This window comes from Chloroflexota bacterium, from assembly GCA_026389585.1.
In the GTDB taxonomy this organism is placed as follows: domain Bacteria; phylum Chloroflexota; class Dehalococcoidia; order UBA2247; family RBG-13-53-26; genus JAPLHP01.
Genome location: JAPLHP010000003.1, coordinates 1 through 26,455, shown reverse-complemented (window position 1 = coordinate 26,455; position 26,455 = coordinate 1). Strand labels below are relative to the sequence as shown.

The following is a 26,455-nucleotide window of genomic DNA, read 5'->3' as shown; positions in this document are numbered from 1 at the left end:
GTGTATGGACTGGGCTCCGCCCAAGACAGCGGCCAGCGTCTGGTAGGCGATGCGGATGACATTGTTCAGAGGCTCCTGGTGCGTATGAGTGGAGCCTGAGGTCTGGACGTGCACCCGGAACTGCCCGCATGCCGGGTCCTGTACCCCGAATCTTTCATTGATGATCTTTCGCAGCATGCGCCGGGCCGCACGTAGTTTGCATATTTCCTCGAAGAGGTCGTTGTGGGCAGCCATGTTGAAGGAAAATCTCTTGCAGAACTTGTCCATTGGAACCCTGCCCCGCCGCTTTCCTTCTTCACAGTACTGAATGACATCAGCCATGAGCATGCCCAACTCCTGGATAGCGCTGATGCCATTGTCTCTGGGGTTGTAGGAGTTCATGCATATGGGGTACCACCGCGGTGCGTGCTGAGCGCACCATTCGATGAGATCCACGCAGAGCCGGAGGTAGCCTTCAGGCGGCGGCTGATTGGCAATCTCCATCGAACTCCAGGTCAGCATGTCGTAGGCCGTTGTCCCTCTGACCTGGGCAAGAGGTATGCCTCGCTTCTGTGCCATGGCGAAGTATGCCGGTGTCAACAACCCACTGGTCCTGTCCGCCAGATAGGCGGAGCACTTCTCTATAGGCAGATCCTTGAAAACGGTCTCCATATCCTCGATGGAGTAGATGGGAACGCCGGCATGCCCAATGTCATGCGCTACTCTAGGGTCATCCGGGTCCATGCCCGAAGCAGTGGAGATATCGGGAGCAATGGAGAATCCTGTCTGCCCCAGGGCATACTCCTCCTTGTAGCGGGCGTTGGTGGCCTCCGGGCTGTCATAGCCGGTCAGACGCCTGATGGTCCACAGTTGGCCCCGGTACATACTGGCGTACACGCCCCGGGTATATGGGGGCTTGCCGGGGGCACCGATGTCTTTCTCGTAGTTGATCTTGTTCACGTCCTCTGGGGTATAGATATCCTTTATGGGGATCCCAGAGGCTGAGTAAATCTGCCCATTCTTCTTTTCGGCCATTGAAGCTCCTTTATCCCTCACGACTTCTCATCAACTTGGCACCTACTTACAATATCACCTATAATATCACATAATATCACAGGGACAATAGTCATGAAGCGTTTGAATATATCGCAAAGACACACGGCAAAAGGAGAGGGGATGGAACCGAGCGGGCTGAGCGAGGGCTACGGACAGTTCTGGTCAACATTCAATCAAGCGTATTGGGTAATGATTAGGGTTGCTGAGAAAGAACTGAGGGCGCTTGACCTTACAATGAGTCAAGCTGCGGTGCTGTTCTGGGTGAAAACATCTGAGACGCCTCTCACCCCTACCGATCTGTCACGATTGCTGTTTAGAAGACCTCATTCGGTCTATGACTTGCTCGATCGCATGGAGAAGCAAGGTCTTGTAACGAGAACAAGGGATCCCAAGAGAAAGAATGTCACCAGGGTGGTCTTGACAAGTGAAGGTCAGCTGGCTTTCGGACGTCAAAAAAGGGTGAGGGCCATTGCTGGAATATTGGCAGAACTCTCCCCACAGGAAACTGGCATGATGCTGGCAGTACTAGGGAAACTGCGTAAGAGGGCGATCGAAGAGCTTACAAGCGGAGTCTTACCCCCGTATGGTTAATACACGAAGACAATGAGGCAGGCCAACTTCCACCTGGGGAAGAGTAGCATGATACCCCCCGCGGCCATCCGCGGACGGGGCTTGGAGATCTTGAGAGCAGGAGCATGGTGCCCCGATGGGCTGCATAGCAGTAGCAACCACACGAGCGCTTGACGCCAAAAAGTACTGGTGATATGCTCATCCTTGTTGTGTGAGGTTGATTATCGTATACTCTTAGTTATTAGTTGCCCAACGTCGCGAAAAATTCTCACTCTAGGGAGGCTGTAATGGAATATAAGTACGTCATCTATGAGAAAAAGGGGGGGGTTGCGACAATCACACTTAATCGTCCTGAGAAGCTTAATGTTCTCAACATGATGGGTACCAAAGAGGGTGTTTTTACTGATATGCTGAGTGCTATGACTGAGGCAGAGGATGACGATGAGGTAAAAATAATAGTAATCAAGGGCGCCGGCAAGCATTTCTGCGCTGGCGAGGACCTATCCCAGGCCGGCTTTGTTTACGGTTTCGGAACAGGGGGACAAGGAGAGCGTCGTCCCAGTCTGCGGATAAGGCTGAAGTATGACAAGAAATTCATGGAAGACTGGTGCAGGATTCTCTACTGCCCCAAGATCACCATTGGCGTAGGGCAAGGCTATTGTTTGGGCGCAGGCACCATGATATTGCATTTCTGTGACTTTGCTATAGTGGCTGATGACGCTGAGCTAGGCTTTATTGAAGAACGGATTGGGACTGTTGGGAGTGCCAATCCGTTTGTGGCATCTCTTATTCTAACTGTAGGTTTCAAGAGAGCCAGAGACCTCATCTTCACGGGCAGAAGATTCTCGGGGAAAGAAGCGGCTGACATGACTTTGGTGACGAAGGCTGTCCCATCTGATGAACTTGAGAGCGAAGTGAGGGAACTGGCTGAAGACTTGGCAAAGTTGCCTCGGGATGGTATAGCCATAGGCAAATCCACCCTGGAATTGTGGTTGAACATAATGGGGATGCATACAGCCAGCGTCAGCGCCGCATATTTCTCACATACTCTGTTTACCAATCTGCGCTGGGAGCCCGACGAATATAACTTCTTCAAGGAGCGCAGGAACCAGGGTCTAAAAGATTCCCTGCACGGAATGCAAGACCGGCACACGAAGAATCCCCCGAAGTACTACGACAAGAAATAGAATACTCGAGGCAGTTTCAGAAACCGGAGCAAGACAGATGAGCGGACCACTTGATGGCATTCGATTGCTGGAATGGGCATCTTTTATCAATGGAGCAGGTGCCGGCTACATGCTTGGTGACCTTGGAGCAGAGGTGATAAAGGTGGAGCAACCTGGCGTTGGTGATCCTTCCAGGGGCTCTCAGAAGCTCTGGGATCGCCAAATGATGTTGCCTCATGGCCTAAACCTTGTCTTTGAGACATTCAACCGCAACAAGAGGGGCATTACCCTCGACCTGAGCAAGGAGAAGGGACGTGAGATATTCTATCGCCTGGTCCAAACGTCCGACGTGTTCTACACTAACTATCGTGAGGGATTGCGCGAACGTTTGGGATTGGACTACCAAAACCTTTGTAAGCACAACCCTCAGATCATATACGTAATTGCTTCGGGATATGGGTCAAAGGGAGAAGATGCGGAGAAGCGGGCCTTCGACGTCCTGGCGCAGGCACGTTCGGGTCTGATGATGGCCTGCGGAGATCGAGACAGCCCAGAACCTTTCGAGATAGTCGGAGCTGTGGTAGACCAGTTGGCGGCAACAATGACGGCATATGCCATATTGGTTGGACTCTTGGCTAAGGAGCGGGCCGGTATCGGTCAGGAGATCTACGTGTCCATGCTGGGTTCGGCGATACATTTGCAGGCGCTCAATATCCAAACTGCACTTTGGCGCGGGCGGCAGCAACCGAGACATTCCAGGGCTAGATCAGGGAATGCCTTTACCAATAGCTACCGGTGCGCCGACGGCAAATGGATAGAACTTTCCGACATGCAATATGACAGATTCTGGGACAACGTCCGAGAAATGCTCGACATTCCAGGGAAAGAGGTGGAGGAGCTGCTTGCCACACCACAGATGAGAAGGGACAACAACAAGGAGTTCATTAAACTCCTGGACTCAATCTTTGCTCAGAAGTCTAGAGACGAATGGGTCAAGAGGTTCAAAGAGAAGGCCCAGTTCGCTTGGGACGTTGTCAATACTGTTTCCGAAGCTGCGTTAGATCCCCAGGTGCTGGCAAATGACTATGTGACTGATTTCCACCATCCTGTCTTGGGTCATGTGAAGATCCCCGGCGTGCCTTTCAGCCTCTCCAAGATGGAAGCACGTCCCCGAACAAAGGCTCCTGAGATAGGAGAGCACACTGAAGAGGTGCTCTTGGAGCTTGGCTATGAATGGGGTGATATCGCCCGTTTGAAAGACGAGGGGGTAATCTAACAATGATTGAAGTGTACCCCCCAGAGTGCGGTGGGACTGATCCTGGGTGGTGTTCTACGTTTCATGAGAGATTGACGCCTCGGAGCAGTATGACATGGGTTCACAGTCAACACTTTGAGGAGGCATAGAAGATGATAGGAATCGTTTCGTATGGAGCTTATGTACCATGGTACCGTTTGAACCGCAAGACGATCACCACGGCTATGGGATGGTTCAATACAGGGGGTATTCCCGGAGAGAAGGCTGTCGCCAACTATGACGAGGATGCTGTCACTATGGCGGTTGCTGCTGGGTCTGACTGCCTAAGCGGGGGCGGAAGAGAAACACTGGAAGCTTTGTACCTTGCCACGGTTACCCCTCCCTATAAGGAGAGGCAGGACGCTGGCATTGTAGCCTCTGCTCTAGATCTCAGCTCCAGTATCAGAACTGCTGATTTCACTAACTCCACCAAGGCGGGTACCGCAGCTCTTATCGCAGGATGTGATGCCGTCAAGGCTGGGTCAGCAAAGAGCGTTATTGTCTGCGCTTCCGATTGCCGTGTGGCGAAGCCAGGTAGCTTTGGAGAGGCAAACTACGGAGATGGGGCTGCTGCTTTTGTAGTTGGAGACAACCGGGTGATTGCAATACCAGGAGGATCCTTCTCGATTACCAGTGATTTCATGGACCGCTGGAGGGCTGAGGACGACAAATTTGTACATACTTCGGAAGATAGATGGATCCGCGACGAGGGCTATACGAAATTCGTCAGTGAGGCCATTTCAGGTCTCCTGAAGAAATACGGCTTGAGAGCCAAAGACTTCGCTAAGGTAATCTATCCGTGCCTCTATGTTCGAGAGCATGCCGCCATAGGCAAGAGTCTTGGGTTTGTGCCCAGCCAAGTCCAGCAGGAATTGCTCAGCACAGTCGGTGATGCTGGTGCTGCTAATCCCTTGATGATGCTTGTCGCCGCATTCGAGGAAGCCAAGCCAGGTGACAAGATACTCGTCGCCAGCTATGGCAATGGAAGCGATGCCCTGTTCTTTGAGGTGACGAAGGACATTGTTGACATGGCTGAGAAGCGCGGGATGAAGAATCATCTCACTTCGAAGAAGGAGCTAGCTAGCTACGAGAAGTATCTGACCTTTCGGGATGTGCTCCCTATCGAAAAGGGTCTTCGTGGAGAGACTGGCCCCACACAGGTAACCCTAATGTGGAGGGACCGCAAGGTGATTCTGGCACTCCATGGGTCGAAGTGCAAGCGATGTGGGACACCACAATACCCCAGCCAGAGGATCTGCGTGGATCCAGAATGCGGAGCTGTTGATGAGATGGAAGACTATCGCTTTGCTGATAAGAGAGGTCGCTTGTTCAGTTACACCAGCGATAGCTTGGCTTTCAGCGTCAGCCCACCGGAGATGTACGGAGTGATAGACTTCGATGGTGGGGGAAGATTCATCTTCGATGTTACTGATGCTGAGCCTGAGTCGCTGAAGGTAGATATGCCGGTGGAGATGACCTTCCGCAGGCGGTATGTTGATGAAACCCATGGTATCTGTGGTTATTTCTGGAAAGCCGCACCCATAAGAGTGTGATTGCCAGATCCAAACAGAGTTAGGGGGTCTGAGATGACGAAGGAAGTTGATCCAAGTCGATCGCCTGAAGTTGCTGCGAAGTTGAATGCCACCCAGAGACTCCTGTGGCGCATAATTGCAAGAATGGTGAAGGTGATTGACGATAAGTACGGTGAGGAAGGGCTGCAGGCGATTCATGAAGGGCTGAGAGACTGGGGATTCTGGCAAGTCCCGGTGAGGAAGGCGGGCCTGGTGCCAGGTAAGGCAAGCCTTGAGGACACGCTTCATAAGGTGTTGGAAGCGGGGGATGAACTTCTTTTCACTATGGAGCAACGTCCGTTGATCGAGAAGGTGGGGGAGAATCGGTATCTCTACAAGGTGCGTCACTGCAATGTCGCTGATGTCATCGGCAGGGAATGCTGGAAAGCCTGCCCGATCGTGGCGAGGGCTATCGAGGAGGGAGCGGCGAAGGCAGCAAACCCACGCATAAAACTGACCGGCGACAAATTCCTGGTGACGGGAAACGATGGCTGTTACTCTTACTACGAAATGACCGAGTCCCACGAGTCTCCATCTTAGGTCAGATCCCATCAATTATTGGAGGAGGGAAGAACGATGGCACACGACGTAGTGGTGATAGGCGGAGGACACAACGGGCTCATAGTCGCTGCTTATCTTGCAAAAGCAGGGCTGGACGTTTGTGTACTTGAGAGGTCTGACATTGTTGGTGGGAGTGCTGCCAGTCGGCAACTCACTTTGCCAGGGTTCATACATGATCCGGGCGCTACGGTGCACATGACCATGCAGGCCAATCCGATGATTCACCGGGATGAATTGGGGCTGAGGTCAAAGTATGGACTAAAGTACATAACGCCAGACCCACAGCTTGCCATTGTCTTTCCGGACGATAGTGCGTTGGTTTTCTATCGGGACTTGGACAAAACGTGTCAGTCCATAGCGCAGTTCTCACGACATGATGCTGAAATGTATCGTAAGTTCGTCGAAGGTGCTGGTCCACTCCTCAAGGCGGGTGGTGTGGCCACGTTTTCGCCAGCAGCACCTTTCGGTCGTCTCATGTCCCTGATGGATCAGAGCGATATGGGACGCGAGTACATGAGAGTGATCCTCTCCAGCACCACTGAACTCGCCAAAGAATGGTTCGAGAGCGAGCAGATGAGGATTGCTCTGAATAGGTGGGCATCCGAGGTCATGTTCGCTCCTCATGAGATCGGGACGGGGTACTATATGTTCGGGCTGCCCTATTTCCATACTTGGGGAATTGCATGGCCGGAGGGTGGCTCAGGAGCACTTACAGAAAAGCTGGCAACTTGCATAAAGGACAACGGCGGTACTATCCGGCTGTCCAGTGCAGTTACGGCTGTTAAGGTGGTCGGCGGCGAGGCAAAGGGAGTGATACTGGAGGGTGGGGAGGAAATCCTGGCGAAGAAGGCTATTGTCAGCAATGTCAATGTGAAACAGCTTCTCCTCAATTTGATGACGGGCGCCGACCTGCCCGAGGGGTTCCAAGACAAGGTCAAACGCATCAAACACAGTCCGTTCTCTGCCATGAACCAGTCCTTGGCTTTGAAGGACGCCCCGAAGTACAAGGTGGGTGGGGATGTTGACCGTGCGGTCATGGTGGAGTTGACCCCGGGTAATATGGATGACTTTCTCCGTCTATTTGATCAGTATAAGTACGGGATTCCGAACACAGCAATGCCTTTGATGATTGTGGCTACTCAGTGTGATCCTACCCGCGCTCCTGCTGGCAGGCATACCGGCTATCTCTATCACTATGAGCCGTACAACCTGAAGCCGGGCGGTGCTGCCAGGTGGGATGCTATCAAACAGGAGGTGGCGGATGGCATTCTGGATATGGTACGCCAGCGGACTACGAATATGGGGCCCGAGAACATTCTGGGCAGGGCCATAATGAGCCCGCTGGACCTCGAAAGGTACAACCCCGCCATGATCGAGGGGGATGTAATGCACATCGGCGCATATCTGTCACAATTCCTCACCAACAGACCTCTTCCCGGTTGGGGCCAGTACAGAACGCCCGTGAAGAAGCTCTACATGTGCGGAGCCAGTACTCATCCGGGAGGCGGTGTGTCTGGTGGTGGCAGGGCAATGACGCAGGTGCTCATGGAGGATTTGGGCATCGATTTTAAGAAGGTGGTAGGAAGATAGTTGGCAGTCTTCGAAAACCAAAAACAACAAGGTCAAGATGAGTTATCAAAGGTAGCAGTGATGAGCAACGGCGCAAGAGTATTCAACGAAGATGGGGAAGTAATAGCGGAATTCTACGCGGTCAAGCGTAAGGATAATAGACTGATTGTAGATGGCAAGGCCTTAGGTGTAATGCGTATGGACATGATATTCACATCCGAGGAACTTTTGAAAGGTCTCAAGGTTGTCTTTTCCTGGGGTGTGGTTTCCTATATTTTGCTCATTCCATATTTCACCGTGAGGGCGGCGTGTCGCAGGTGTTTCAAAGGCCCACGCAAAGGGATCGATGCAGAATAAAGAGAACGGTTGTGCTAGGTCTTGGCTGGTACTAGCGAAAGGTTATTCAACGTTGAGGAGAGAAGGATGGTACTCAAGGAGTTTGTCCTAGAGGGCAAGTCAGCCATAGTGACCGGCGCCGGTCGGGGCATAGGCAAGGCCATCGCTCTAACCCTGGCTGAGGCAGGAGCAGATGTGGTTGCAGTGGCTCGGACTGCTGGAGAAATCGAGGATACTGCCCAGAAGGTATGCCAGATTGGGAGGAGAGGTCTAGCCATTCCGACTGACATAACCAAAGCCGAAGAGATTGCCCGGATGGCAGAGAGGACCGTTCATGACTTTGGCAAGATTGACATACTAGTCAACAACGCGGGTATTGTTCTAATAAAGCCTATCCTGCCCGACTCCAGCCAGCGAGTGGTAGGAGCAGACCCTGCGACAGACCTCGCTACACTCATGAGCGAGGAGGAATGGCGAAAAGTGATCGACACCAACTTGACGGCCCTTTTCCTCTGCACCAGAGCGGTTGGGACCTACATGATCCAGAGAAAGAAAGGGAAGATCATCAATATCACTTCAGGATATGCTGCCAAAGTAGCGCCTCATAGAGGGCCCTATGCGGCCAGCAAGGCTGCGGTTGCCATGCTTACCAAGATGTTGGCTCTCGAATGGGCTAGATACAACATCAATGTTAATGCCATTGGCCCCGGTCTCGTCCGCACTGACCAATCGGAGGGATTCTTCCAGGATGAGGCGCTTCTGCAAGCAGCCTTGAAGAGCCTGCCTTTGAGAAGAGTAGGCGAGGCAAGGGATATTGGTCTTCTGGCTGTCTATTTGGCGTCGGACGCTTCCAATAATATGACGGGGCAGAACATATACCTGGATCAAGGATTATCAATATCTTAAGTATGACGCAGGAAAGGATTCCGTCCTGCGCAGAGTCCTAGAACGAGAGGAAAGATGGAGGCAAAATGTCGGAAGGCATTAGGGACAAAGTTGCAATAATAGGGATGGGCTGCACCAAGTTTGGCGAACTCTGGGACAAGAGTCCTGAAGACCTAATGGTTGACGCGTTCAATGAGGCGATTAAGGATGCCGGAATCGACAAGAAAGACATTCAGGCAGCCTGGCAGGGTGGCCCTGAAATGACTGAGGTGAGCGTGGGACACAGCGCCATACCTCTGTCTACTGCACTAAAACTACCATTTATTGCGGCGACGAAGGTCGAGAATATGTGTGCCAGCGGATCCGAAGCGTTGAGGGCGGCTGCCTATGCGATTGCCGCAGGCGCCTATGATATTGCTTTGGCACTAGGTGTGGAGAAACTCAAGGATACGGGCTACGGCGGTCTGCCTGAGTTTTCGCACGTAATGGCTGTAGGAACTAAGTTGAGGATCATCTTGGCCAATAATACAACGCCCGGACTGTTTGCCATGATGGCCACTAGATACTTCTCGCAGTACAAACTTAGCCCTGAGGAAGGCAAGAGGACCTTGGCCAAGATTTCGGTAAAGAGCCATCACAACGGTGCTTTGTGTGAGAAGGCTCATCTTCGAAGGGAGGTGACCATTGAGCAAGTGATGGCATCCCCCATAATTGCCTGGCCCCTGGGGCTTTTCGACTGCTGTGGCGTGAGTGATGGAGCTGCCGCAGCCATTGTAACTCGAGCAGACCTGGCCAGGAGTTTCAGGGACGATCACGTGTTCATTAAATCATCGCAGATCGCCGCGAGCTCAGGCGAGGAATTGATGCACACGAAATATGACTTTGCCCACGTTGAGTCAACCTGTCGTGCAGCGCCCAGAGCCTATCGGGAGGCGGGGATAACTAACCCACGTCAGGAGATAAGTATGATGGAGGTTCATGACTGCTTCTCGATCACCGAGCTAGTTACGTACGAGGATCTTGGAATATCACCCAGGGGAAGAGCAAAGGAGGACATAGATGCTGGGTTCTTTGAGTTGGGTGGGCAGATTCCGTGTCAGCCGGACGGTGGCTTGAAGTGCTTCGGCCACCCCATCGGTGCCTCCGGACTTCGAATGATGTACGAGATGTATAAGCAGCTTCAGGGCAAAGCAGGAGCCAGGCAGATAAAGAACCCGCGGATCGGGCTAACCCATAATCTGGGTGGTGTTCCTCCTAGGAATGTGGTCAGTATTATGATAGTTGGGCGCTAAGAGAAGCTGGAACCCGACGCCAATTCGCGTGCACCATCTGTAGGGGCATCGATTATGGGAAGGAGGGTCCGTGATCATTCCGGGGAAAAGTGCATAGATGCGATGCACTTGTACTGGTCGCCGGAATTACATCCAGGTTTTCAACAACGCTGTTCGAGATGCTGTCTTCTGTGTGACAATATGTCCTAGCACAAGCAAAACCGGCAAGCGGGGGAGGTGAAATGACAAGAAGAGACAAGGTGTTAAACCAAAACAAGGTGGCTAAATTGGGCGATATTGCTAAGCTCATAGAAGATGGAGACAAAGTGGCGATAGGAGGAGCCTGGTTGAGTAGCCACCCGATGGCGCTTGTACGTCAGATAATCCGCTCCAAGATAAAGAATCTATATGCCATGACTATCTTGGGGAGCATAGACATTGATTTGATGGTCGGAGCTGGTTGCCTAGACAGGTTGATGTTCTCTTTCGTCAGTATGGAGGCCTACGGTCTGCCAATGAATTTCAGACGTGCCGTCGAGAAGGGGGGTCTAAAGTACGATGAGATCAGCGGTCTGGCCATAATCCTGGGATTCGAGGCGGCAGGCAGAGGTGTTCCCTTCTTACCTTATCGCGGACCCTTTGGGTCTGACTTCCTCAAGCAGAGGCCAGAATTTTATAAGGTAATAAACTGCCCCTTCACGGGTGAAGAGATGATAGCAGTTCCTGCCATCAAGCCGGACGTAGCCCTAATTCATGCCCAGCGAGCTGACCCGGCAGGGAACATCCAGATTGAAGGTACCGCAGGATCCGATCTGGAACTGGCCAAGGCGGCCGGAAAGGTCATCGTAACGGTAGAGGAAATAGTCCCTACCGAAGTCTTGAGAGAGAATCCCTACAAGACAAAGATACCGAGGTTCTATGTCGACATGGTAATAGAACAGCCTTTTGGGGCTCATCCCACTTCCTTGGTGCCGAGTTATGTCGGTGATCCGTGGCACATGATGAAATATATGGAAATGGCAGCAAGCCCTGAGACCTTCAAGGGTTATCTGGATGAATATGTGATGAAATCGGAGGATGAGTACCTGGAGGCTGTAGGCGGTCTCAAGCAGATGAATCTACTGAAGAAGCTTGCGCGGGAGGTGAAGTTGCTATGAGCAAGTATTCGGATGACTACAAGCCGGCAGAGCTGATGTGTGTGGCAGTGGCCGCAGAGATCGAGGACGGGGACATACTCATCCTGGGCTCCTTCACCCCGCTTGCCTTTGTGAGCTACCTCCTGGCGAAGGTAACACATGCTCCCAATGTTATGTATATGGCCTACTCGTCGGTCGATGCTAGGCCATTCCGGTTATCCTTCGCTACGTATGAGGCAGCGGCTACTAAGGGCGGCGTTGCCCGCTGGAATATGACTGAATGCATAAACTCGCTTTACTTAGGGGTGGGCGTGGATGTTGAGCCCATTTCCAGCATCCAGACAGACCAGTATGGCAATATAAATCTCTCAGTTGTAGGGGACTACCAAAGGCCAATGTTGCGTGGGCCGGGAGGAGCAGGTGCACCGGAAGTAGTCAAGATGCATCGCAAGATGATTGGCTATTTCCCCAATCATAGCAAGAGGACACTGGTGCCCAAGGTTGACTTCATAACCGGGACGAGGTGGAAGATCGGCAATGAAGAGCGAATAAAAGCAGGTCTCAGACCTGGCCCCATAAAACTCATTACCAACCTTGCCATTCTCATAAAGGAGGAGGAAGGGAGACCTTTCAAAATTGCCTCTGTGCACCCAGGCGTTACTGTGGATGACGTGATCAATAACACCGGCTTTGAACTGGCGATCCCGAAGGATGTCCCCGAGACCGAGAAGCCGACGCAAGAGCAAATCCGAATCCTCCGGGAAGAGGTTGATCCCTACGGCATGGTGGCCTTTGACTTCATACCGGGCAAGGAAAGACCTGCCTACCTCAAACAGATTCTGGATAGAGAGATCAAAGCACTGGGCTATTGAAGGCTGCGGGAATGGGCTTCCTAAGCAGGCGACAGGGAGAGAACATATGAGTCACGAGACAATAAGGCTGGAAAAGGACGATAGGGTGGCTACCATCATTTTCAACCGGATGGAGAAGAAGAACGCGGCAAATCATCAGATGTTCAAGGATTTGGACGCTGCGCTGACTGACATCGAGGAAGATGAGAATATGAGGGTGGTGGTACTAACCGGCCAAGAGGACGTTTTCTCTGCAGGGGCTGACGTCACAGGTTTCGATTTCCAAAAGGTTGGTGGTGGCATGTATTTCATGCAACTGGTGGCCAAGACATTCAATCACTTTGAGTACATGCCAAAGCCCGTGGTCATGGCTGTCAACGGAATTGCCTATGGATTTGGCGCAGGAATTACGTTGACCGGTGACATCGTAGTTGCATCAGACAAGGCCAAGTTCAGCATAAGGGAGATTAACCATGGGGCCATTCCCATAGAGACGTTGACTCGTGGCATGGAGATAATGGGCAAGCACCGGATTTCTTATCTGTCCCTTATGGCAAATGATATCGGCGCTGAGGAAGCCAAGGCTATTGGTCTCGTAAATACCGTGGTGCCTCATGACCAGCTGCGGGTAGAGGTCGCTAGAGTATGCGATAAACTTAAGAATGGCGCGCCCTTTGCACAGGCTGCCATAAAAAGGATACTAAATCGCAAGTCCCATGAAGACTGGGATTTTGCACTCGGGATAATGCCCTCAGTTTTCGCTACAGATGATGTGGCCGAAGCTAGGCGAGCCTTCATGGAGAAGCGAAAGCCCAGGTTCACAGGGAAATAGAAGCTGACTCATTGTCATACAGAGATGGACAGTTCCGAGCCGTGCGGGGCTAACGTAGGCCTATGGTGGCCTGGACAAATGAAACCGAATCCATATCAGAGATGGTGAACACCGTCGGCTCTCTTTAAGGCATGAGAGGACCGTTGCGAGCTTGGCAGGGAAACTCTTGGTTTGCGAAAGAGCATTGAGCGGCGGCAGCCACATTGGCTCTGACGGGAAAGTGTGCGTAAGAGCCTTGTGGGCTATGCGAGATTAATCTATGGAGAGGAGGGTACAAGTGGACATAAAGAAGGTATGTGTCGTAGGTGCAGGAACAATGGGCAGCGGCATAACGCAGCTAGTGGCCCAGTCAGGCTATGAGGTTGCTATGGTTGACTTGAAGCAAGAGGTACTTGATCGCGGTATGGGTAACATCAGCAGTAGTCTGGCCAGGATGGTCAAGAAGGGAACGATGCAGCAGGCTGACGCAGACAAGATTCAAGCCAGGATAAGGGCCACGACGGATATGAGGGAGGCCGCCAAGGACGTTGACTATGCGATTGAGGCGGTATTTGAGAAGGTAGAAGTGAAACACCCGGTACTCAAACAGCTCGATGCGATATGCCCTGAGAGGACGATCTTTGCCAGCAATACGTCGTCACTGCCCATTAGTCTGCTCTCATCTGTAACGAAGCGCCCCGAGAAGTTCATCGGCATGCATTTCTTCAATCCGGTTTCTATGATGCGGCTTATTGAGGTAGTAAGGTCATTGCTTACCTCCGACGAAACCGTGAGCATCAGCGTCAATTTCGGCAAGTCGTTAAGCAAGGAACCAGTCGTTGTGAAGGATTCTCCTGGATTTGTGGCGAATAGGATAGTCAACGCAGCCGGCAATGAGGCGCTCAAGATTCTGCAAGAGGGCCTAGCAAGTGCGGATGATATAGACAAAGTATGCAAGCTGGCATTCAACTGGCCCATCGGACTATTTGAGATGATAGATCTGGCGGGTGCAGACGTTGTTCTTGACATGGCTGATTCCATCTACCAGCAGACCGGCTGGGAGCGGTATAAGGCCGCTCCCATACTGAGGAGTATGGTGGATAGTGGCTATCTGGGAAGAAAGGTCGGCAAGGGATTCTACACCATGTTTGCCAAAAGACCACTCTAGTTGAGAAGGGGGCATGAGATGTCACAGAAAGAATATCAACTCATCATATATGAAAAGAAAGGCAAGGTTGCCACAATAATCATCAATCGGCCTAAGGTGATGAACGCCTTGAACACTGCATTGGCGGATGAAATGCGAGATGCTTTAGGCGACGCGGAAGCCGATGACAACATCCGTGCCATAATCATCACGGGTGCAGGCGAGAGGGCCTTCTGCGCCGGGGCGGATATTGGCGAATTGGCAACATTGAGCGCGATACAGGCGCGGGACTTTTCATTACGCGCGCAGTCGCTTACCAACCTCATTGAGGGAATTCGCAAACCTGTGGTGGCCAGGATAAACGGACTCTGTCTTGGTGGTGGAAATGAAGTCGCCATGTCTTGTGACTTTAGGATTGCCTCCGAGAAGGCGGCCTTTGGGCAACCTGAGATCAACCTTGGCATTATTCCTGGTATGGGAGGAACTCAGAGGCTCACCAGGCTAGTAGGTAGGACCAAGGCCATAGAAATGAATATGCTGGGTGAGCTGACTCCCGCCGCCGAAGCTTACAGGCTTGGTTTGGTGAATAGAGTTGTACCTGCTGAGGAACTGGATAGAGCCGTGGACGAACTGGTCGAGAAGCTTTGTTCCAAGGGCCCAATTGCACTCGGCATGGTAAAGTTGGCAGTGAACAACGGGATGGACATGGATCTGGACTGCGCACTGCACTATGAGGCAGAGTGTTTTGGCGCAGCTTGTGGAACGGGAGATGCAAGAGAGGGGATACAAGCCTTCATAGAGAAGCGAAAGCCCGAGTTTAAGGGCAAGTAGCTATTGCCTGCTTGGATCTAGGTGCACAGTTGGAGGAGGGGAAGACGGATGGATTTTGAGCTAAGCGAAGCCCACAAAATGCTCGCGGAGTCTGTCTATGATTTCATGGTTAGGGAGATTGAGCCCATTTCTCAGCAAATCGATAGGGAGGACAAGTTGCCCGACTGGGTGTGGAAAAGGTTGGGTGACTTGGGTTGGATGGGGGTTACCGTCCCAGAGAAGTACGGCGGCTCCGCCATGGACTATCTGGCACAGTGCATTTGCCTTGAACAGATGAGCAGGATTTGCCCTGCTCTAAGCTTATCTTGCCATGCCCATTCCAATTTGTGCAGTGACAATCTCTATCGGAATGGAACCGAGAAGCAGCGACAGAAATACCTCCCGCCATTGTGCAGTGGAGAGAAGCTCGGTGCCCTTGCCTTGACAGAGCCCAACGCTGGCTCTGATGCAGTCGGGATTCAAATGAGGGCGAAGAAGGACGGCACGCACTACGTGCTTAACGGTATCAAGACGTTCATCACCAATGGGACCGTTGCCGGCATCATGATCGTGTATGCCAAAACAGAACCCGAAAAGGGGGCGAAGGGCATAACAGCTTTCATTGTGGAGCCCGGCTATCAGGGCACTCTTGCCACCAAGCATCTCGAGAAGATGGGAGAGAGGGGTTCCCCCACCGGTGAACTGATCTTTGATGATTACCGTGTTCCCGAGGAGAACATATTGGGTGACCTAAACCAGGGTGTTAGAGTGATGATGGGTGGTCTTGACATGGAAAGGGTGGCAGGCACTGGTTGGACGCTTGGCATGGCGGAGAGAGCGCTAGAGTTGTCTCTAAAATACGCCAAGGAGAGAGTCCAATTTGGACAGCCTATCGGCCAGTTTCAGCTGATCCAAGAGAAACTGGTCGATATGTATGTGGGCATAGAATCGGCTAGATTGCTTATGTACAAGGCGGCAGCCATGGCGCAGAAAGCTGACAGAGGTGGGAAGGGCTCCGAAATTAACAAGTTAGCAGCGGCAGCCCTCTTACTCGCAGGCCAGGTGGCCACCCAGGCGGCACTCCACGCTGTGCAAATCCACGGCGGGTACAGTTACATGTTGGACTACCCGGTGAATCGATTGTTGAGGGATGTGAAGCTGGGTGAGATCGGAGCAGGTACCACCGAGATTAGGAAAATAATAATCGCGCGAGAGTTGCTCCGGGACTAGGTATTGGCGGCTAGCATGACAGGATACTTGGGATACACCATCGGGGGATTGTGGGACTGGGCTGTCGACCATTACGCCAAGAGGATTGTTGCGGTGCAAGGCGACCGAAAGATGACCTATCGGGGACTGAAAGAAAGGGCGAACCAGTTGGGCAATGCTCTGCTCAGCATGGGGCTCAAGAAGGGTGACAGGGTAGGTACGCTGACTTCCAACAGTATCGAGAGCATCATCTTGGACTACGGCCTAGCAAAGGCTGGGCTGGTGCAGGTTATCTTGCATGAGGGAATCGTGGTTCCTGCTGATAATGCGTACATGGCGAACGACTCCGTAGTGAGCGTTCTCGTGTACCATGCGACGTATGCTGCCCATGTAGAGCAAATGCGACCTCATCTTGAGACAGTGAGACATTTTCTATGCATCTCTGAAGGAACTGCTATCCCTCCCGATAGCAATGACTTCTATCAGACTCTTTCTTCCCAGCCGGCCAGTGATCCTCCAGTGAGCGTGAGCGAAGATGATGTGATCTCTATCTACTACACGGGTGGGACGACAGGGGTCCCGAAGGGATGTATGCATGCCTCGACGAACCGCGTTCACACGTACCTGACTGCGCTGACAGAGATAGGGTTGGGGGTTAGGCATATCTTCCTGCATGTGGCACCTATGTCTCATGCCTCTAACGTGTTTATGATACCGATTTGCCTGCGCGGCGGCACGCAGGTGATTCTTGATCGCTTCAGCCCCGAGCTCTTTCTTGAGACGGTTGCGAGGCAAAAGGTCACTGCGACTTTCATAGTGCCGACCATGCTGTACCGGATCTTGGACTATCCGGAACTCAATAAGTACGATTGCAGTAGCCTCAACACCATTATCTATGGCGCGTCTCCTATTGGTCCTGAGCGACTCAGAGAGGCGCTTGCCGCCTTCGGTCCCGTTCTTATCCAGGTCTTTGGCCAGACCGAGGCCCCCATGTTTCTTACTGCGCTGAGACAAGAGGACCACGTTGTCTCTCCAGGGGAAGAAGAAAGACTATCCTCATGTGGCAGACCAACTCTCATGTGTCATTTGCGGTTAGTGGACGACGAGGATAAGGATGTACCTCTCGGGAGCGAAGGAGAAATGGCTGTGAGAACGCCTAACATGATGAAAGGCTACCTGAACAAACCAGAGGAGACAGCACAGGCCATGAAGGGTGGATGGTTACACACAGGTGACATAGGCCGTCGAGACGAAGAAGGCTATATCTATATCCTTGACCGTAAGAAAGACATGGTCATAAGTGGTGGTTGGAACATCTATCCCAAGGAGATTGAGGCTACTCTTCACGAGCATCCGGCGGTAGCAGACGCTGCCGTCATCGGCATTCCCGACCCGAAATGGGGTGAAGCTCTGAAGGCCTTCGTGGTCCTCCATTCGGCCAGGACGGCGGGCGCTGGGGAGATTATTCAGTTCTGCAAGGAGAGAAAGGGATCAATAAAGGCGCCTAAGTCGGTGGAGTTTGTGGATCAGATTCCTCTTACGTCCGTGGGTAAGCATGACAAGAAGGCGCTTCGCGATAGGTACTGGGGCGCCGAGAAGCGTAGGGTCCACTGAACGATACAATGCATATTCGGAAGTGGTGCACCAATGGCTGAGATGAAATACTTTGAGGATTTCAATGTGGGCGACAGGATTGTTACCCGTGGAAGGACCATTACTGAAGCCGATATTGTGATGTTCTCAGCTTTTAGCGGAGATTGGCATCCGCTTCACACAGACGTTGAGTACGCTAAGCAAGGTCCTTTCAAGGAGAGGATAGCTCACGGCTTCCTCGTCTTGTCGGTAGCGTCTGGTTTGCTTCCTCTCTCTGAAATTGCCATCATTGCTTTCTATGGGATGGATAAGGTGAGGTTCATCGCCCCGGTGAGGCTTCTTGACACCATCCATGTGGAATTTACAGCAATCGACAAACAGGACAGGGATGAGCGTGGTGGTGTGATTACTTTTCGAGAGACGATCAGGAACCAGAGAGGAGAGGAAGTAGTGGTGGGTACTATGCGGAGCTACATAGCCAAGCGCGAGGCAGGAACTGCATAGGCTCATGATTGATCCACAAGCTAGCGTTACCTGAACCGAGAGTGTGGTGGATCGGCAATAAAATATCCGGGTGTTTCATGCGTCACGGGCTGGGAACTGTTAACGAAATGTTCCGCCTATTATTCTATTGCTTTGGGTGGTTGTTATCCGAAACGCCGGTCTAGGGAGGATGGAATGCAGAATGAGACTGTTTTCGAGGTTGAAGAGAGGGGCGGTTTGCTGCTCCACCAGGGAGTCATTAGGGTTCCTTACACCTGGGCAGCAGGTGCGGTGGCCAGCAAGTTCTATGTTGGTCTGCGGAATAGAAAAATCTACGGCATTCGCTGCCGCATGTGCAATATTGTTCTAGTCCCTCCTAAGAAGACCTGTCATCAGTGCTTCAGTGATCTGAGCGAGTGGGTGGAGGTGAGCGATGAGGGTACTCTGCAGACGTTCACTGTGGTGCATTATAGTGAGCCCGAATTGCATCCAATGAAAGCACCTTTCGCGTACGGGATAATAAAGCTAGATGGTGCTGACACGGGTATGACTCATCTCGTCGGCGAAGCAGACCTCAAGGCTTTAAGGGAAGGGATGCGACTAAAGGCAGTTTTTGAGGAGAAACCGAAGGGCAACTACCTGGATATCAAATACTTCAAGCCTATGAAAGGGGCAAGGTAAAGCATGGATAAGGTGGCCGTAGTTGGGGTTGGTCAGACGAAGTATGAGAGGGGCAAGACCAAGAGTTTTGCGGAGTTGGTGTACGAAGCGGCAAGAGGAGCCCTCGATGATGCTGGCATGGGTCTGAGCGAAATTGACAATGTGGTTACAACCACCAATGATTTCTTCGATGGCCGTACCATCGCGTGCATGGCGGTGGCAGAGGCCGCCGGGTCGTATGGCAGGGATGCCACGAACGTGGAGGGCGATGGCACCCTGGGTGCTTTCTACGGCCTGATGAGGACGCTTTCGGGGGTCTACAACACTACTATGGTTACAGCCCACTGCAAAGTTTCCGAGGGTTCTCCAAGAAAAATCTTTAATCAGGCCTTTGACCCTATCTATGACCGCCTTTTGGGGATGGATGCCATCTCCTCTTGTGCACTGCAGGCAAGGGCCTATATGAATCGATTCAGAATCAACGAGGAGCAGTGTGCCAAGGTTTCGGTGAAGAACCATAGGAACGCCAAGAACAATCCATACGCTCATGTGGCTATGGACATCACGGTGGAAGATGTGATGAAATCCCGGATGCTCGCTGAGCCTATCAAGCGCCTGGATACATCACCTATTTCTGACGGAGCCTGCGCTATCATTCTCGCCACAGAGAAGGTGGCAAAAAAGAAGCTGGCCAGGAAGCCTGTCTGGGTCAGGGGCGTGGCGCATTGCACCGATGCATACCGTCTTGGCGAGAGGGATTTGACATACTCCTTCGCTTTGGAGGCGGCGGCCAAGAAGGCCTACAGAATGGCTGGCATTATGGATCCTTTCAGGGAGATCAATGTGGCCGAAGTCTATGATGCCTTCACCTACATGGAACTCATGTGGTATGAAGGGCTGGGCTTCTGTGATCGCGGCGACGGAGGCAAACTGATTGATAGCGGTGAGACACAGATGGAGGGGAGGCTGCCAGTTAACCCCTCAGGAGGAGTCCTCTCGGCGCATAGTGTTCAAGTTGCTGGATTAGCCAGGATCGCTGAGGCTGTGCTTCAATTGAGAGGGGAGGCAGGGAAGCGACAGGTACATGGGGCAAGAACTGCTCTGGCCCATGGCATCACCGGAATATGCGCTCAAACTCACTGCGTTTGGATTCTAAGCGGCGAGGAGGGATAGAAATGGGCAGGAGAGCAGCCATTGTGGGGGTGGGGCAAACATATCATACCTCGAAGAGAAAGGATGTCAATGGTCAAGAGTTGATCAGTGAGGCTGTGAAAAGGGCGTTAGATAATGCCGTCCTTGGCCTGAGGGACATTGATGCCATCGTTATTGGCAACATGGATCACTTTGAGGGGATCAACTGCGTGGATGGGTGGAGTGTGGATGGTTGGGGAGCATTCAGGAGGCCGATCATGAAGGTGACGACTGGAGGCAGCACAGGCGGTACTTTGGGGTCATGCGCCTACCATCATGTTGCCTCAGGCCTCTTTGATGTGGTGATGGCCATCGGATGGGAGAAGAACTCCGAATCCGATACGCAGGCAGCCATAAGTACCTGTGCAGATCCCATATTGGAGAGAGACTTCTTCGGTGGGGCTATTGGCCCAAATGCAGCCCAGTACGCGATGTATATGAAGCGATATGGGGCTACCCAAGAGGATGCGGCTCTGGTGACGGTCAGGGATCACAACAATGCCCTTAAGAACCCCCATGCCCATCTCAGGAAGTTCATCACTGTACAGGATGTGATGAACTCTCCTATGCTCTGCTGGCCGATCAAGCTTCTTGACAGCTGCCCTAGGTCCGATGGGGCGTGTGCTGTCATCTATGCTTCAGAGGACAAAGCTCCAAAGATTGCCGACAAACCGGCCTGGGTGCATGCCACTGCTGTATCTCACGATTGTGTATATTTTGGTGACTACGACTGGGAGACGATGCCCACTCTCGAGGCGACAGTGAGCAGAGTATACAAACGGGCGGGCATTACAGACCCGCTGAAGGAGATAGACGTGATGGAACTCTATCTGCCATTCTCCACCTGCGGCGTGGCTTGGATGGACCACATGTGGTTTTGTGACCGTGGTGAGGCACCAAAACTGGTCAGAAAAGGCGTTTTCGATATGGATGGTGAGTTGCCCCTGAATCCTTCGGGCGGCGTACTGGCTACGAATCCGATCGGGGCTACTGCTCTAATCAGAATTGGTGAGGCGGCTCTTCAGGTCATGGGCAAGGCAGAGGATAGACAAGTGCCCAACGTGAACACAGCCATGGCCACTGCCTTCGGTTCTTGTTACTGGTTTGAGGCTACCATATTGAGATCAACCAAGCCCTAGCCTGACGGAGGAGGATGCATGAAGAATATATCAACTGGCAGTGAGGGAGAACTCTTGGAGATGAGCTCCGGGGGGGCTGAACACGTGTACCGTTGGTATTGCGGCCACTACATCAGCAAGTTTCTCATCGGGCTCAGAGACAAAAAGACGATACTAGGCATAAAGTGTTCGCATTGTGGCAGAGTCTATGTGCCACCCAGGGAGGTCTGTGGGCGCTGCTATAGGACAATGGACAAATGGGTGGATCTAGGAACCGAGGGATCCATCTATGCGTTTACGGTGGTAAAACTGCCTTACATTGACCCCAATACAGGAAAGCCCATAAAAGTGCCTCGCACTGATATCTATGTAAAGCTGGATGGAGCTGATACATGTTTGATGCACTGGCTGGATGAGACGGATGAGAAGAAGATAACTGTGGGTGCGAGGGTGAGAGCCATATTCAAAGAATCACGAAGGGGCACCATCCACGATATCGAGTGTTTCACTCAGATATGAGGCATCATCCGGGAGGAGATAGGAGCAGGCTGGCTACGCTCCTCTTTCCAGCATCCGCATAGGAGGACCTGCTCTTTGGCTTCAAACTGCAACATTTCCACATCCTTCCTTGTTCTCATTCAAGATGGTCTGCTCGGCAAGGCCCGGCATTGTCTTCTATCTGGCAACCAAGCCTCCATCCACGGCCATTAGGTGGCCGGTCACAAACGATGCTGCATCCGAGCACATCCAGACGACGGCTTCGGCGACCTCTTCAGGTCGGCCAAGCCTTCCGATGGGCTCCATGGATACGCAGCGAGCCTCCCTTTCTGGTTTCGCCTCCAGGAGGCCGAGCATGGCCGTGCGGATAAACCCGGGGCACACGGCGTTTATGCGGATGCCGGATCTGGCATAGTCGATTGCCGCCGCCTTGGTCAGCCCCGCGATGCCATGCTTGCTGGCCACGTAGGCTGCGTTCCGTTGAACACCTATGAGCCCAGCCACCGATGCCGTGTTAACAATAGCGCCATGCCCTTGCCTGATCATGTAAGGGATCTCATACTTCATGCAAAGGAAAACACCTTTGAGATTTGTGCTGATTACCTTGTCCCAGTTCTCTTCTGTGCATTCCACAGCGGAGGTGGGCTTGCCGATTATGCCGGCGTTATTGAAGGCACAGTCCAATCGCCCATAGGTCTTGACTACTTCGTTGACCAATGCCTCAACCTCGTCAGCCCGCCTTACATCAGTCCTGACGAAAATGGCTTCACCGCCAATTTCCCTGACCATACGCAGCGTGGCGTTGCCGCCATCGACATTTACATCAGCGATCACAACCTTTGCACCCTCTCTGGCGAAGGCCAAAGCTGTGGCCTGGCCGATACCAGAGGCACCCCCTGTTGCCAGAGCAGTTCTCCCTTCCAATCGTCTCATACCACAATCTCTTCAGTCCTCATTCGCTGTGATACCGTGTATTGCCAGTTTCGCCTCACCAGTAGGCGATATTTGAAGCTGTTGCACCATCTAGGTTGGCTGCTGGTTTCATTGCATTCCTCCTGTGACGCACCTTCTGTGAGCCAAGCGTAAGTTGGCTGCGAGCTGCTTGTCCTTGTCAAGAATAGCGCCGAGACTGGAGTTGTTCTACCTTTGCACCTGGAAGCGTCGCTCCTCATCGTAGCAGATTAGACGACTAATGGCTTGCGCGGCGCGCGAGCAAGATGGATAGACCGGAAAGCCGGCTTCGACACATCGTTCTTCCACCTCCCTGGCCATCTCTTCAGCTCTAGCTATGTTTCCAGTGCGTAAAACAATGGCCAGCGGTTTGTCGCTCCTCATGCCTACTTCAATGACGGCCTCGATTTGGGCTCTGAGGGTTTCAATGCCACGCCTGAGGGTAGCCGTAGCACTCAGCATTACAAACAGGGCATCTACCCCATCCCAATTCGCGACAAGGCTGATCGTTTCGGCGAACGAAGCCGGGTTCCAGTATACCTCTGCTGAGGCATCTATAGGGTTACGGAAACCAGTTCCCGCTGGCGGGGCGAATTTCCTTAACTCTTGCCTGATCTTGTCAGGGAAGGCAGGCAGGATAAGGCCACAACTCTCGCAGTCATCAGCGGCCTGAACACTTGCCCCTCCGCCTATTCCAATGATACCAATTCTCTTTCCCCGCGGCGGCTTCAGTAATGAAAAAGCCAGGATAGCGTCTGCGATTTCCTCCAGATTGCCAGCTTGCATTGTCCCTGTTTGTCGGCACAACGCATCCCAGGTATCCTTGCTCCCTGACAAAGCACCTGTATGCGAGATCGCTGCCCCTGCTCCTGCCTCGGTCTTTCCTCCCTTGAGGATTATCACCGGTTTTGCTGCCGCTGCTTCTTTCAACGCCTTGGCAAACCTCTGGGGTTGCTTTATGCCCTCAATGTAGGCAGCGATGATTCTGGTATCCTTGTCTCCAGCAAAGTACTCCAGGAAGTCTGCCTCATTGAGGTCTGCAGCATTTCCGTAGCTGACGACCTTACTAAAGAATATCCCATGCTCAGCTCCCGCGAGGATCAATTCTTTGGCATTGCCCCCGCTCTGAGAGATAAAGCCTACATGACCGCTTCGTCTTGGAATATCTGCTTCGAGGGACACGCCAGACTTAGGACAATGGACCCCGAGACAATTGGGGCCAATGACGCGCACGCCACTATGTCTGGCTATGTCGACTATATCCCTTTCCAGTCTTCTGCCTGTTTCCTCTCCAGTCTCACTGAAACCAGCGGTGAAAATTGCTGCCACCCTCACTCGGGCGGCCGCGCAGTCTTGCATTACTTGCGGCGTCAATGGCGCGGGAACAGCACAGATCGCATAATCCACCGGCTCAGGTACGTCCTGAATACTGGCATAGGCTTTCAAGCCCACGACTTCACTCAGGTATGGGTTTACCGGGTATACTCTTGCTTTGCAGCCAAAAGCCAAGAGCGGTCGCAGGAAGTTCTGATTTGTACGAGAATCAGGGTTGGAGGAGGCACCGACAACGGCAATTGATCTTGGGGAAAAAGCAAGGTCTAGAACGGACATATACCAATTTTGGCAGCCCCCTGTCGGATGGTCAACGCGGACACCGCTTGGGGCGCTGCGTCCTCTCTGCTTGTTTCATACCCTTGGTAGTCCTAGGCCCCTGACGGCAATAATATTTCGTTGTATTTCTGCAGTGCCAGCCCCGATTGTAGCCGCCAAGGAATAGAGGTATTCTCTACGAAAGTCCGCCTCAGGGGCCCATTCGGAGCCTTGGTCCAGTTGACCAAAGGGCCCCAGGATTTCCATTGCGGTGCTAGCGACCCGCTGCTGAAACAGACTTCCCGAGAGTCGTGTTGCCGACACTTCGTAGCTTATGTCACGGCCAGTGTCCTGAAGCCACAGAACCCTGTAGGCTAAGAGTCTGACCGCCTGGCCCTCGATGTACAGCTGGCTTAGCTTCTGCCGAATGAAAGGATATTTGAACAGGGGGCTGCCCCCTCGGTTTGTTTCCTTGGCAAATTGGATCAGTCGGTCTAGGTTTCTCCAGGCCGCGGCTATGCGGTGAACCCCCGACCTCTCATAGCCGAGGACGGTGTTTGCCACCTTCCAGCCCTCGTTCTTGCTACCTACGAGATTCTCCTTAGGAACACACACGTTATCGAGGAAGATCTCGCAGAAGGTACCTACTATATTGGGCAGGTGGCGTGCAGAAACCCCAGGCGTTTTCATATCCATGAGCAAGAAGCTGATTCCCTTGTGTTTGGGGGCTTGGAGGCCAGTCCTGGCCAGCAAGTAACACCAGTCAGCGCGGTTGGCATTTGTACTCCATGTCTTCTGTCCGTTGAGAACCAAGAAATCTCCTTCCTCTGTGGCCCGTGTTGATAGTGAGGCTAGGTCAGAGCCCGCCCCCGGCTCGCTATAACCCTGACACCAGACCACCTCGCCCTGAGCTATCTTGGGCAGATGCTGTCGCTTCTGTTCCATTGTGCCATACTGGATCAGGGCCGGGGCCAGCATAAGGGTGCCCACCAGATCAACCCCGGGTAGTTCGTGATAGTACATCTCCTCGCTGAAGATGAATTGCTTTGTCATGGACTGTTGCCCCCCGTATTCTCTTGGCCAAGCTAAGGAATGCCACCCCTTGGCCCCAACCTTCCGCAGCATTTCGCGCGCAAACTGCCACTCTTCCTCGCCCTTTGCCTCTGAGAGCAGCCCGGTCCCTTTCCAGCCAGGCGGCAGTTCTTTCTTTATGAATTCACGTACTTCCTGCCGGAACCTTTCATCTTCTTCGCTAAAGCGCAGATCCATGCTACCCTCTCATTCTGATCGCCATTATTCGGACATCAAAGCCGCCAAACTCGGGGGGCTGCGAAAACCCTATTGTGTTATGCATGATAGCCCAAATCCCCAGTGCAGACAAGAAAGCCGTCATCATGTCATTGCGAGCCATTCTCCAAGCCGACATCACCCTCACCCCAGCCCTCTCCCATCGATGGGAGAGGGCATTGCTTCGTCGCCCTTCTGCGAGTCCTTCCCAGAGTGAAGGACTCGCAATGACACGTGGGGAACGGGCACTCACGGAACTTGGCGAATCGGCAGACAATGACCTGGCGCGACACTGGGAAACCGCTTGCTGAAGGAATGAGGTACTGTGGTAACAGACAGCCTCACACATCTCACGATGAGGATGCTATGGGTTGTCCGGGGGTTTCTGAGCAGGGTTGAAAGTTGGATACAATGGGTATATCATTGATGTTAATATCAAAGAGGGATGAGGGTCAGTTCACTACGAGTTGATACGGGTAATCCCGGCTAGATTCAATGAAATTGTCTCCTTTCTCATAGGGTGACATTTTCCCTGAACGCTTAACCCCTGTCACAATCGTAGAACATCCACAACTACCACAACAGAAGTTGACAGCAGATGATCAGTTGTGGTAGCCTCACCTCGTTCGATTCAAGAACGCTTAATACGTAGGGGGATGAGTGGTAGGTTGCGGATGTAGTTTTTGTGGCTATTGTCTATCACGAGAGTGCTTCGCCGAACCGTCTTGTTGGCTCCTTCTGCCCTTGTTTTGCCTCTTGACGGTCGCAGAACGTGCCGCAACAGCTTCAGCTGCCATGGTCACATCGTCTCTTGGGCTGGTCACGAGTGCTATCAGATGCGCTCAATGTGCCAAGAAGGTCC

The 26,455-nt window shown here is 52.6% G+C and carries 25 protein-coding genes; 21 read left to right on the top strand and 4 right to left on the bottom strand.

The features are described from left to right. Positions 1 to 1,014, bottom strand: a 1,014-nt coding sequence (locus tag NTZ04_00210; protein ID MCX5990751.1) for an acyl-CoA mutase large subunit family protein, incomplete at its 3' end; no start/stop codon positions are given. A 141-nt stretch (positions 1,015 to 1,155) separates the two neighbouring features. On the opposite strand from NTZ04_00210, the gene NTZ04_00205 reads away from it, so the two are divergent. From NTZ04_00205 to NTZ04_00105, 21 genes are all read left to right on the top strand, one after another. Next, entirely contained in the window at positions 1,156 to 1,626 is a 471-nt protein-coding gene (locus NTZ04_00205) for a MarR family transcriptional regulator (protein ID MCX5990750.1), read from the top strand. 266 nt (positions 1,627 to 1,892) lie between these two features. Next, positions 1,893 to 2,792, top strand: a complete 900-nt coding sequence (locus NTZ04_00200; GenBank protein ID MCX5990749.1) for an enoyl-CoA hydratase/isomerase family protein — start codon at positions 1,893 to 1,895, stop codon at positions 2,790 to 2,792. A gap of 37 nt (positions 2,793 to 2,829) precedes the next feature. After that, positions 2,830 to 4,047, top strand: coding sequence for a CoA transferase (locus tag NTZ04_00195; protein MCX5990748.1), 1,218 nt, complete (start codon positions 2,830 to 2,832; stop codon positions 4,045 to 4,047). A 131-nt stretch (positions 4,048 to 4,178) separates the two neighbouring features. Continuing rightward, positions 4,179 to 5,618 carry an OB-fold domain-containing protein gene (locus NTZ04_00190; GenBank protein ID MCX5990747.1) on the top strand — a complete coding sequence of 480 codons (1,440 nt, stop codon included), beginning with the start codon at positions 4,179 to 4,181 and terminating at the stop codon, positions 5,616 to 5,618. Between the two features lie 33 nt (positions 5,619 to 5,651). Next, on the top strand, positions 5,652 to 6,176 hold the full coding sequence (locus NTZ04_00185; protein ID MCX5990746.1) for a hypothetical protein: 525 nt from the start codon (positions 5,652 to 5,654) through the stop codon (positions 6,174 to 6,176). 36 nt (positions 6,177 to 6,212) lie between these two features. Further along, entirely contained in the window at positions 6,213 to 7,787 is a 1,575-nt protein-coding gene (locus NTZ04_00180; protein ID MCX5990745.1) for an NAD(P)/FAD-dependent oxidoreductase, read from the top strand. Further along, positions 7,788 to 8,123 carry a hypothetical protein gene (locus NTZ04_00175; protein MCX5990744.1) on the top strand — a complete coding sequence of 112 codons (336 nt, stop codon included), beginning with the start codon at positions 7,788 to 7,790 and terminating at the stop codon, positions 8,121 to 8,123. A gap of 66 nt (positions 8,124 to 8,189) precedes the next feature. Then, positions 8,190 to 9,008, top strand: a complete 819-nt coding sequence (locus tag NTZ04_00170; protein ID MCX5990743.1) for an SDR family oxidoreductase — start codon at positions 8,190 to 8,192, stop codon at positions 9,006 to 9,008. Between the two features lie 65 nt (positions 9,009 to 9,073). Then, positions 9,074 to 10,279 carry an acetyl-CoA acetyltransferase gene (locus NTZ04_00165; GenBank protein ID MCX5990742.1) on the top strand — a complete coding sequence of 402 codons (1,206 nt, stop codon included), beginning with the start codon at positions 9,074 to 9,076 and terminating at the stop codon, positions 10,277 to 10,279. 221 nt (positions 10,280 to 10,500) lie between these two features. Further along, positions 10,501 to 11,415: a CoA transferase subunit A gene (locus NTZ04_00160; protein ID MCX5990741.1), complete on the top strand. Its 915-nt coding sequence runs from the start codon at positions 10,501 to 10,503 to the stop codon at positions 11,413 to 11,415. Continuing rightward, entirely contained in the window at positions 11,412 to 12,266 is an 855-nt protein-coding gene (locus NTZ04_00155) for a hypothetical protein (GenBank protein MCX5990740.1), read from the top strand. The genes NTZ04_00160 and NTZ04_00155 overlap by 4 nt, the downstream gene beginning before the upstream one ends. A 46-nt stretch (positions 12,267 to 12,312) precedes the next feature. Next, positions 12,313 to 13,077: an enoyl-CoA hydratase/isomerase family protein gene (locus NTZ04_00150; protein MCX5990739.1), complete on the top strand. Its 765-nt coding sequence runs from the start codon at positions 12,313 to 12,315 to the stop codon at positions 13,075 to 13,077. A 277-nt stretch (positions 13,078 to 13,354) separates the two neighbouring features. Beyond that, entirely contained in the window at positions 13,355 to 14,224 is an 870-nt protein-coding gene (locus tag NTZ04_00145; protein ID MCX5990738.1) for a 3-hydroxyacyl-CoA dehydrogenase NAD-binding domain-containing protein, read from the top strand. Positions 14,225 to 14,242: 18 nt separating this feature from the next. Continuing rightward, positions 14,243 to 15,034, top strand: coding sequence for an enoyl-CoA hydratase-related protein (locus NTZ04_00140; protein MCX5990737.1), 792 nt, complete (start codon positions 14,243 to 14,245; stop codon positions 15,032 to 15,034). A gap of 48 nt (positions 15,035 to 15,082) precedes the next feature. Continuing rightward, the gene (locus NTZ04_00135) at positions 15,083 to 16,243 is read left to right on the top strand and encodes an acyl-CoA dehydrogenase family protein (GenBank protein MCX5990736.1); all 1,161 of its coding nucleotides are present in this window, start codon (positions 15,083 to 15,085) and stop codon (positions 16,241 to 16,243) included. A gap of 15 nt (positions 16,244 to 16,258) precedes the next feature. Further along, a complete protein-coding gene (locus NTZ04_00130) occupies positions 16,259 to 17,836 on the top strand; it encodes an AMP-binding protein (GenBank protein MCX5990735.1) in 1,578 nt (525 codons plus the stop codon). A gap of 33 nt (positions 17,837 to 17,869) precedes the next feature. Beyond that, positions 17,870 to 18,319, top strand: a complete 450-nt coding sequence (locus NTZ04_00125) for a MaoC/PaaZ C-terminal domain-containing protein (GenBank protein ID MCX5990734.1) — start codon at positions 17,870 to 17,872, stop codon at positions 18,317 to 18,319. Positions 18,320 to 18,493: 174 nt separating this feature from the next. After that, complete coding sequence (locus NTZ04_00120) at positions 18,494 to 18,979, top strand: Zn-ribbon domain-containing OB-fold protein (GenBank protein ID MCX5990733.1); 486 nt, start codon at positions 18,494 to 18,496, stop codon at positions 18,977 to 18,979. Positions 18,980 to 18,982: 3 nt separating this feature from the next. Beyond that, positions 18,983 to 20,131 (top strand): thiolase family protein, encoded by a 1,149-nt coding sequence (locus NTZ04_00115; protein ID MCX5990732.1) that lies wholly within the window; start codon positions 18,983 to 18,985, stop codon positions 20,129 to 20,131. A gap of 2 nt (positions 20,132 to 20,133) precedes the next feature. Then, complete coding sequence (locus tag NTZ04_00110) at positions 20,134 to 21,288, top strand: thiolase family protein (protein MCX5990731.1); 1,155 nt, start codon at positions 20,134 to 20,136, stop codon at positions 21,286 to 21,288. A gap of 18 nt (positions 21,289 to 21,306) precedes the next feature. Next, positions 21,307 to 21,786: a Zn-ribbon domain-containing OB-fold protein gene (locus tag NTZ04_00105; protein ID MCX5990730.1), complete on the top strand. Its 480-nt coding sequence runs from the start codon at positions 21,307 to 21,309 to the stop codon at positions 21,784 to 21,786. 156 nt (positions 21,787 to 21,942) lie between these two features. Here the strand turns inward: NTZ04_00105 and NTZ04_00100 are convergent, their stop codons facing one another. The 3 genes from NTZ04_00100 to NTZ04_00090 form a co-directional block, all read right to left on the bottom strand. Then, positions 21,943 to 22,698: an SDR family oxidoreductase gene (locus NTZ04_00100; GenBank protein ID MCX5990729.1), complete on the bottom strand. Its 756-nt coding sequence runs from the start codon at positions 22,696 to 22,698 to the stop codon at positions 21,943 to 21,945. A 207-nt stretch (positions 22,699 to 22,905) separates the two neighbouring features. Next, entirely contained in the window at positions 22,906 to 24,327 is a 1,422-nt protein-coding gene (locus tag NTZ04_00095; GenBank protein ID MCX5990728.1) for a CoA-binding protein, read from the bottom strand. Positions 24,328 to 24,402: 75 nt separating this feature from the next. Then, positions 24,403 to 25,575, bottom strand: coding sequence for an acyl-CoA dehydrogenase family protein (locus tag NTZ04_00090; protein MCX5990727.1), 1,173 nt, complete (start codon positions 25,573 to 25,575; stop codon positions 24,403 to 24,405). Positions 25,576 to 26,455 lie beyond the last annotated feature (880 nt).

Bases quoted from the DNA above. Each gene is read 5' to 3' on its own strand.
- NTZ04_00140 (MCX5990737.1), top strand. From the start codon at position 14,243: ATGTCACAGAAAGAATATCAACTCATCATATATGAAAAGAAAGGCAAG.
- NTZ04_00200 (MCX5990749.1), top strand. From the start codon at position 1,893: ATGGAATATAAGTACGTCATCTATGAGAAAAAGGGGGGGGTTGCGACA.
- NTZ04_00170 (MCX5990743.1), top strand. From the start codon at position 8,190: ATGGTACTCAAGGAGTTTGTCCTAGAGGGCAAGTCAGCCATAGTGACC.
- NTZ04_00130 (MCX5990735.1), top strand. From the start codon at position 16,259: ATGACAGGATACTTGGGATACACCATCGGGGGATTGTGGGACTGGGCT.
- NTZ04_00205 (MCX5990750.1), top strand. From the start codon at position 1,156: ATGGAACCGAGCGGGCTGAGCGAGGGCTACGGACAGTTCTGGTCAACA.
- NTZ04_00165 (MCX5990742.1), top strand. From the start codon at position 9,074: ATGTCGGAAGGCATTAGGGACAAAGTTGCAATAATAGGGATGGGCTGC.
- NTZ04_00150 (MCX5990739.1), top strand. From the start codon at position 12,313: ATGAGTCACGAGACAATAAGGCTGGAAAAGGACGATAGGGTGGCTACC.
- NTZ04_00180 (MCX5990745.1), top strand. From the start codon at position 6,213: ATGGCACACGACGTAGTGGTGATAGGCGGAGGACACAACGGGCTCATA.
- NTZ04_00090 (MCX5990727.1), bottom strand. From the start codon at position 25,575: ATGGATCTGCGCTTTAGCGAAGAAGATGAAAGGTTCCGGCAGGAAGTA.
- NTZ04_00155 (MCX5990740.1), top strand. From the start codon at position 11,412: ATGAGCAAGTATTCGGATGACTACAAGCCGGCAGAGCTGATGTGTGTG.
- NTZ04_00115 (MCX5990732.1), top strand. From the start codon at position 18,983: ATGGATAAGGTGGCCGTAGTTGGGGTTGGTCAGACGAAGTATGAGAGG.
- NTZ04_00185 (MCX5990746.1), top strand. From the start codon at position 5,652: ATGACGAAGGAAGTTGATCCAAGTCGATCGCCTGAAGTTGCTGCGAAG.
- NTZ04_00105 (MCX5990730.1), top strand. From the start codon at position 21,307: ATGAAGAATATATCAACTGGCAGTGAGGGAGAACTCTTGGAGATGAGC.
- NTZ04_00125 (MCX5990734.1), top strand. From the start codon at position 17,870: ATGGCTGAGATGAAATACTTTGAGGATTTCAATGTGGGCGACAGGATT.
- NTZ04_00160 (MCX5990741.1), top strand. From the start codon at position 10,501: ATGACAAGAAGAGACAAGGTGTTAAACCAAAACAAGGTGGCTAAATTG.
- NTZ04_00135 (MCX5990736.1), top strand. From the start codon at position 15,083: ATGGATTTTGAGCTAAGCGAAGCCCACAAAATGCTCGCGGAGTCTGTC.
- NTZ04_00190 (MCX5990747.1), top strand. From the start codon at position 4,179: ATGATAGGAATCGTTTCGTATGGAGCTTATGTACCATGGTACCGTTTG.
- NTZ04_00100 (MCX5990729.1), bottom strand. From the start codon at position 22,698: ATGAGACGATTGGAAGGGAGAACTGCTCTGGCAACAGGGGGTGCCTCT.
- NTZ04_00120 (MCX5990733.1), top strand. From the start codon at position 18,494: ATGCAGAATGAGACTGTTTTCGAGGTTGAAGAGAGGGGCGGTTTGCTG.
- NTZ04_00195 (MCX5990748.1), top strand. From the start codon at position 2,830: ATGAGCGGACCACTTGATGGCATTCGATTGCTGGAATGGGCATCTTTT.
- NTZ04_00095 (MCX5990728.1), bottom strand. From the start codon at position 24,327: ATGTCCGTTCTAGACCTTGCTTTTTCCCCAAGATCAATTGCCGTTGTC.
- NTZ04_00110 (MCX5990731.1), top strand. From the start codon at position 20,134: ATGGGCAGGAGAGCAGCCATTGTGGGGGTGGGGCAAACATATCATACC.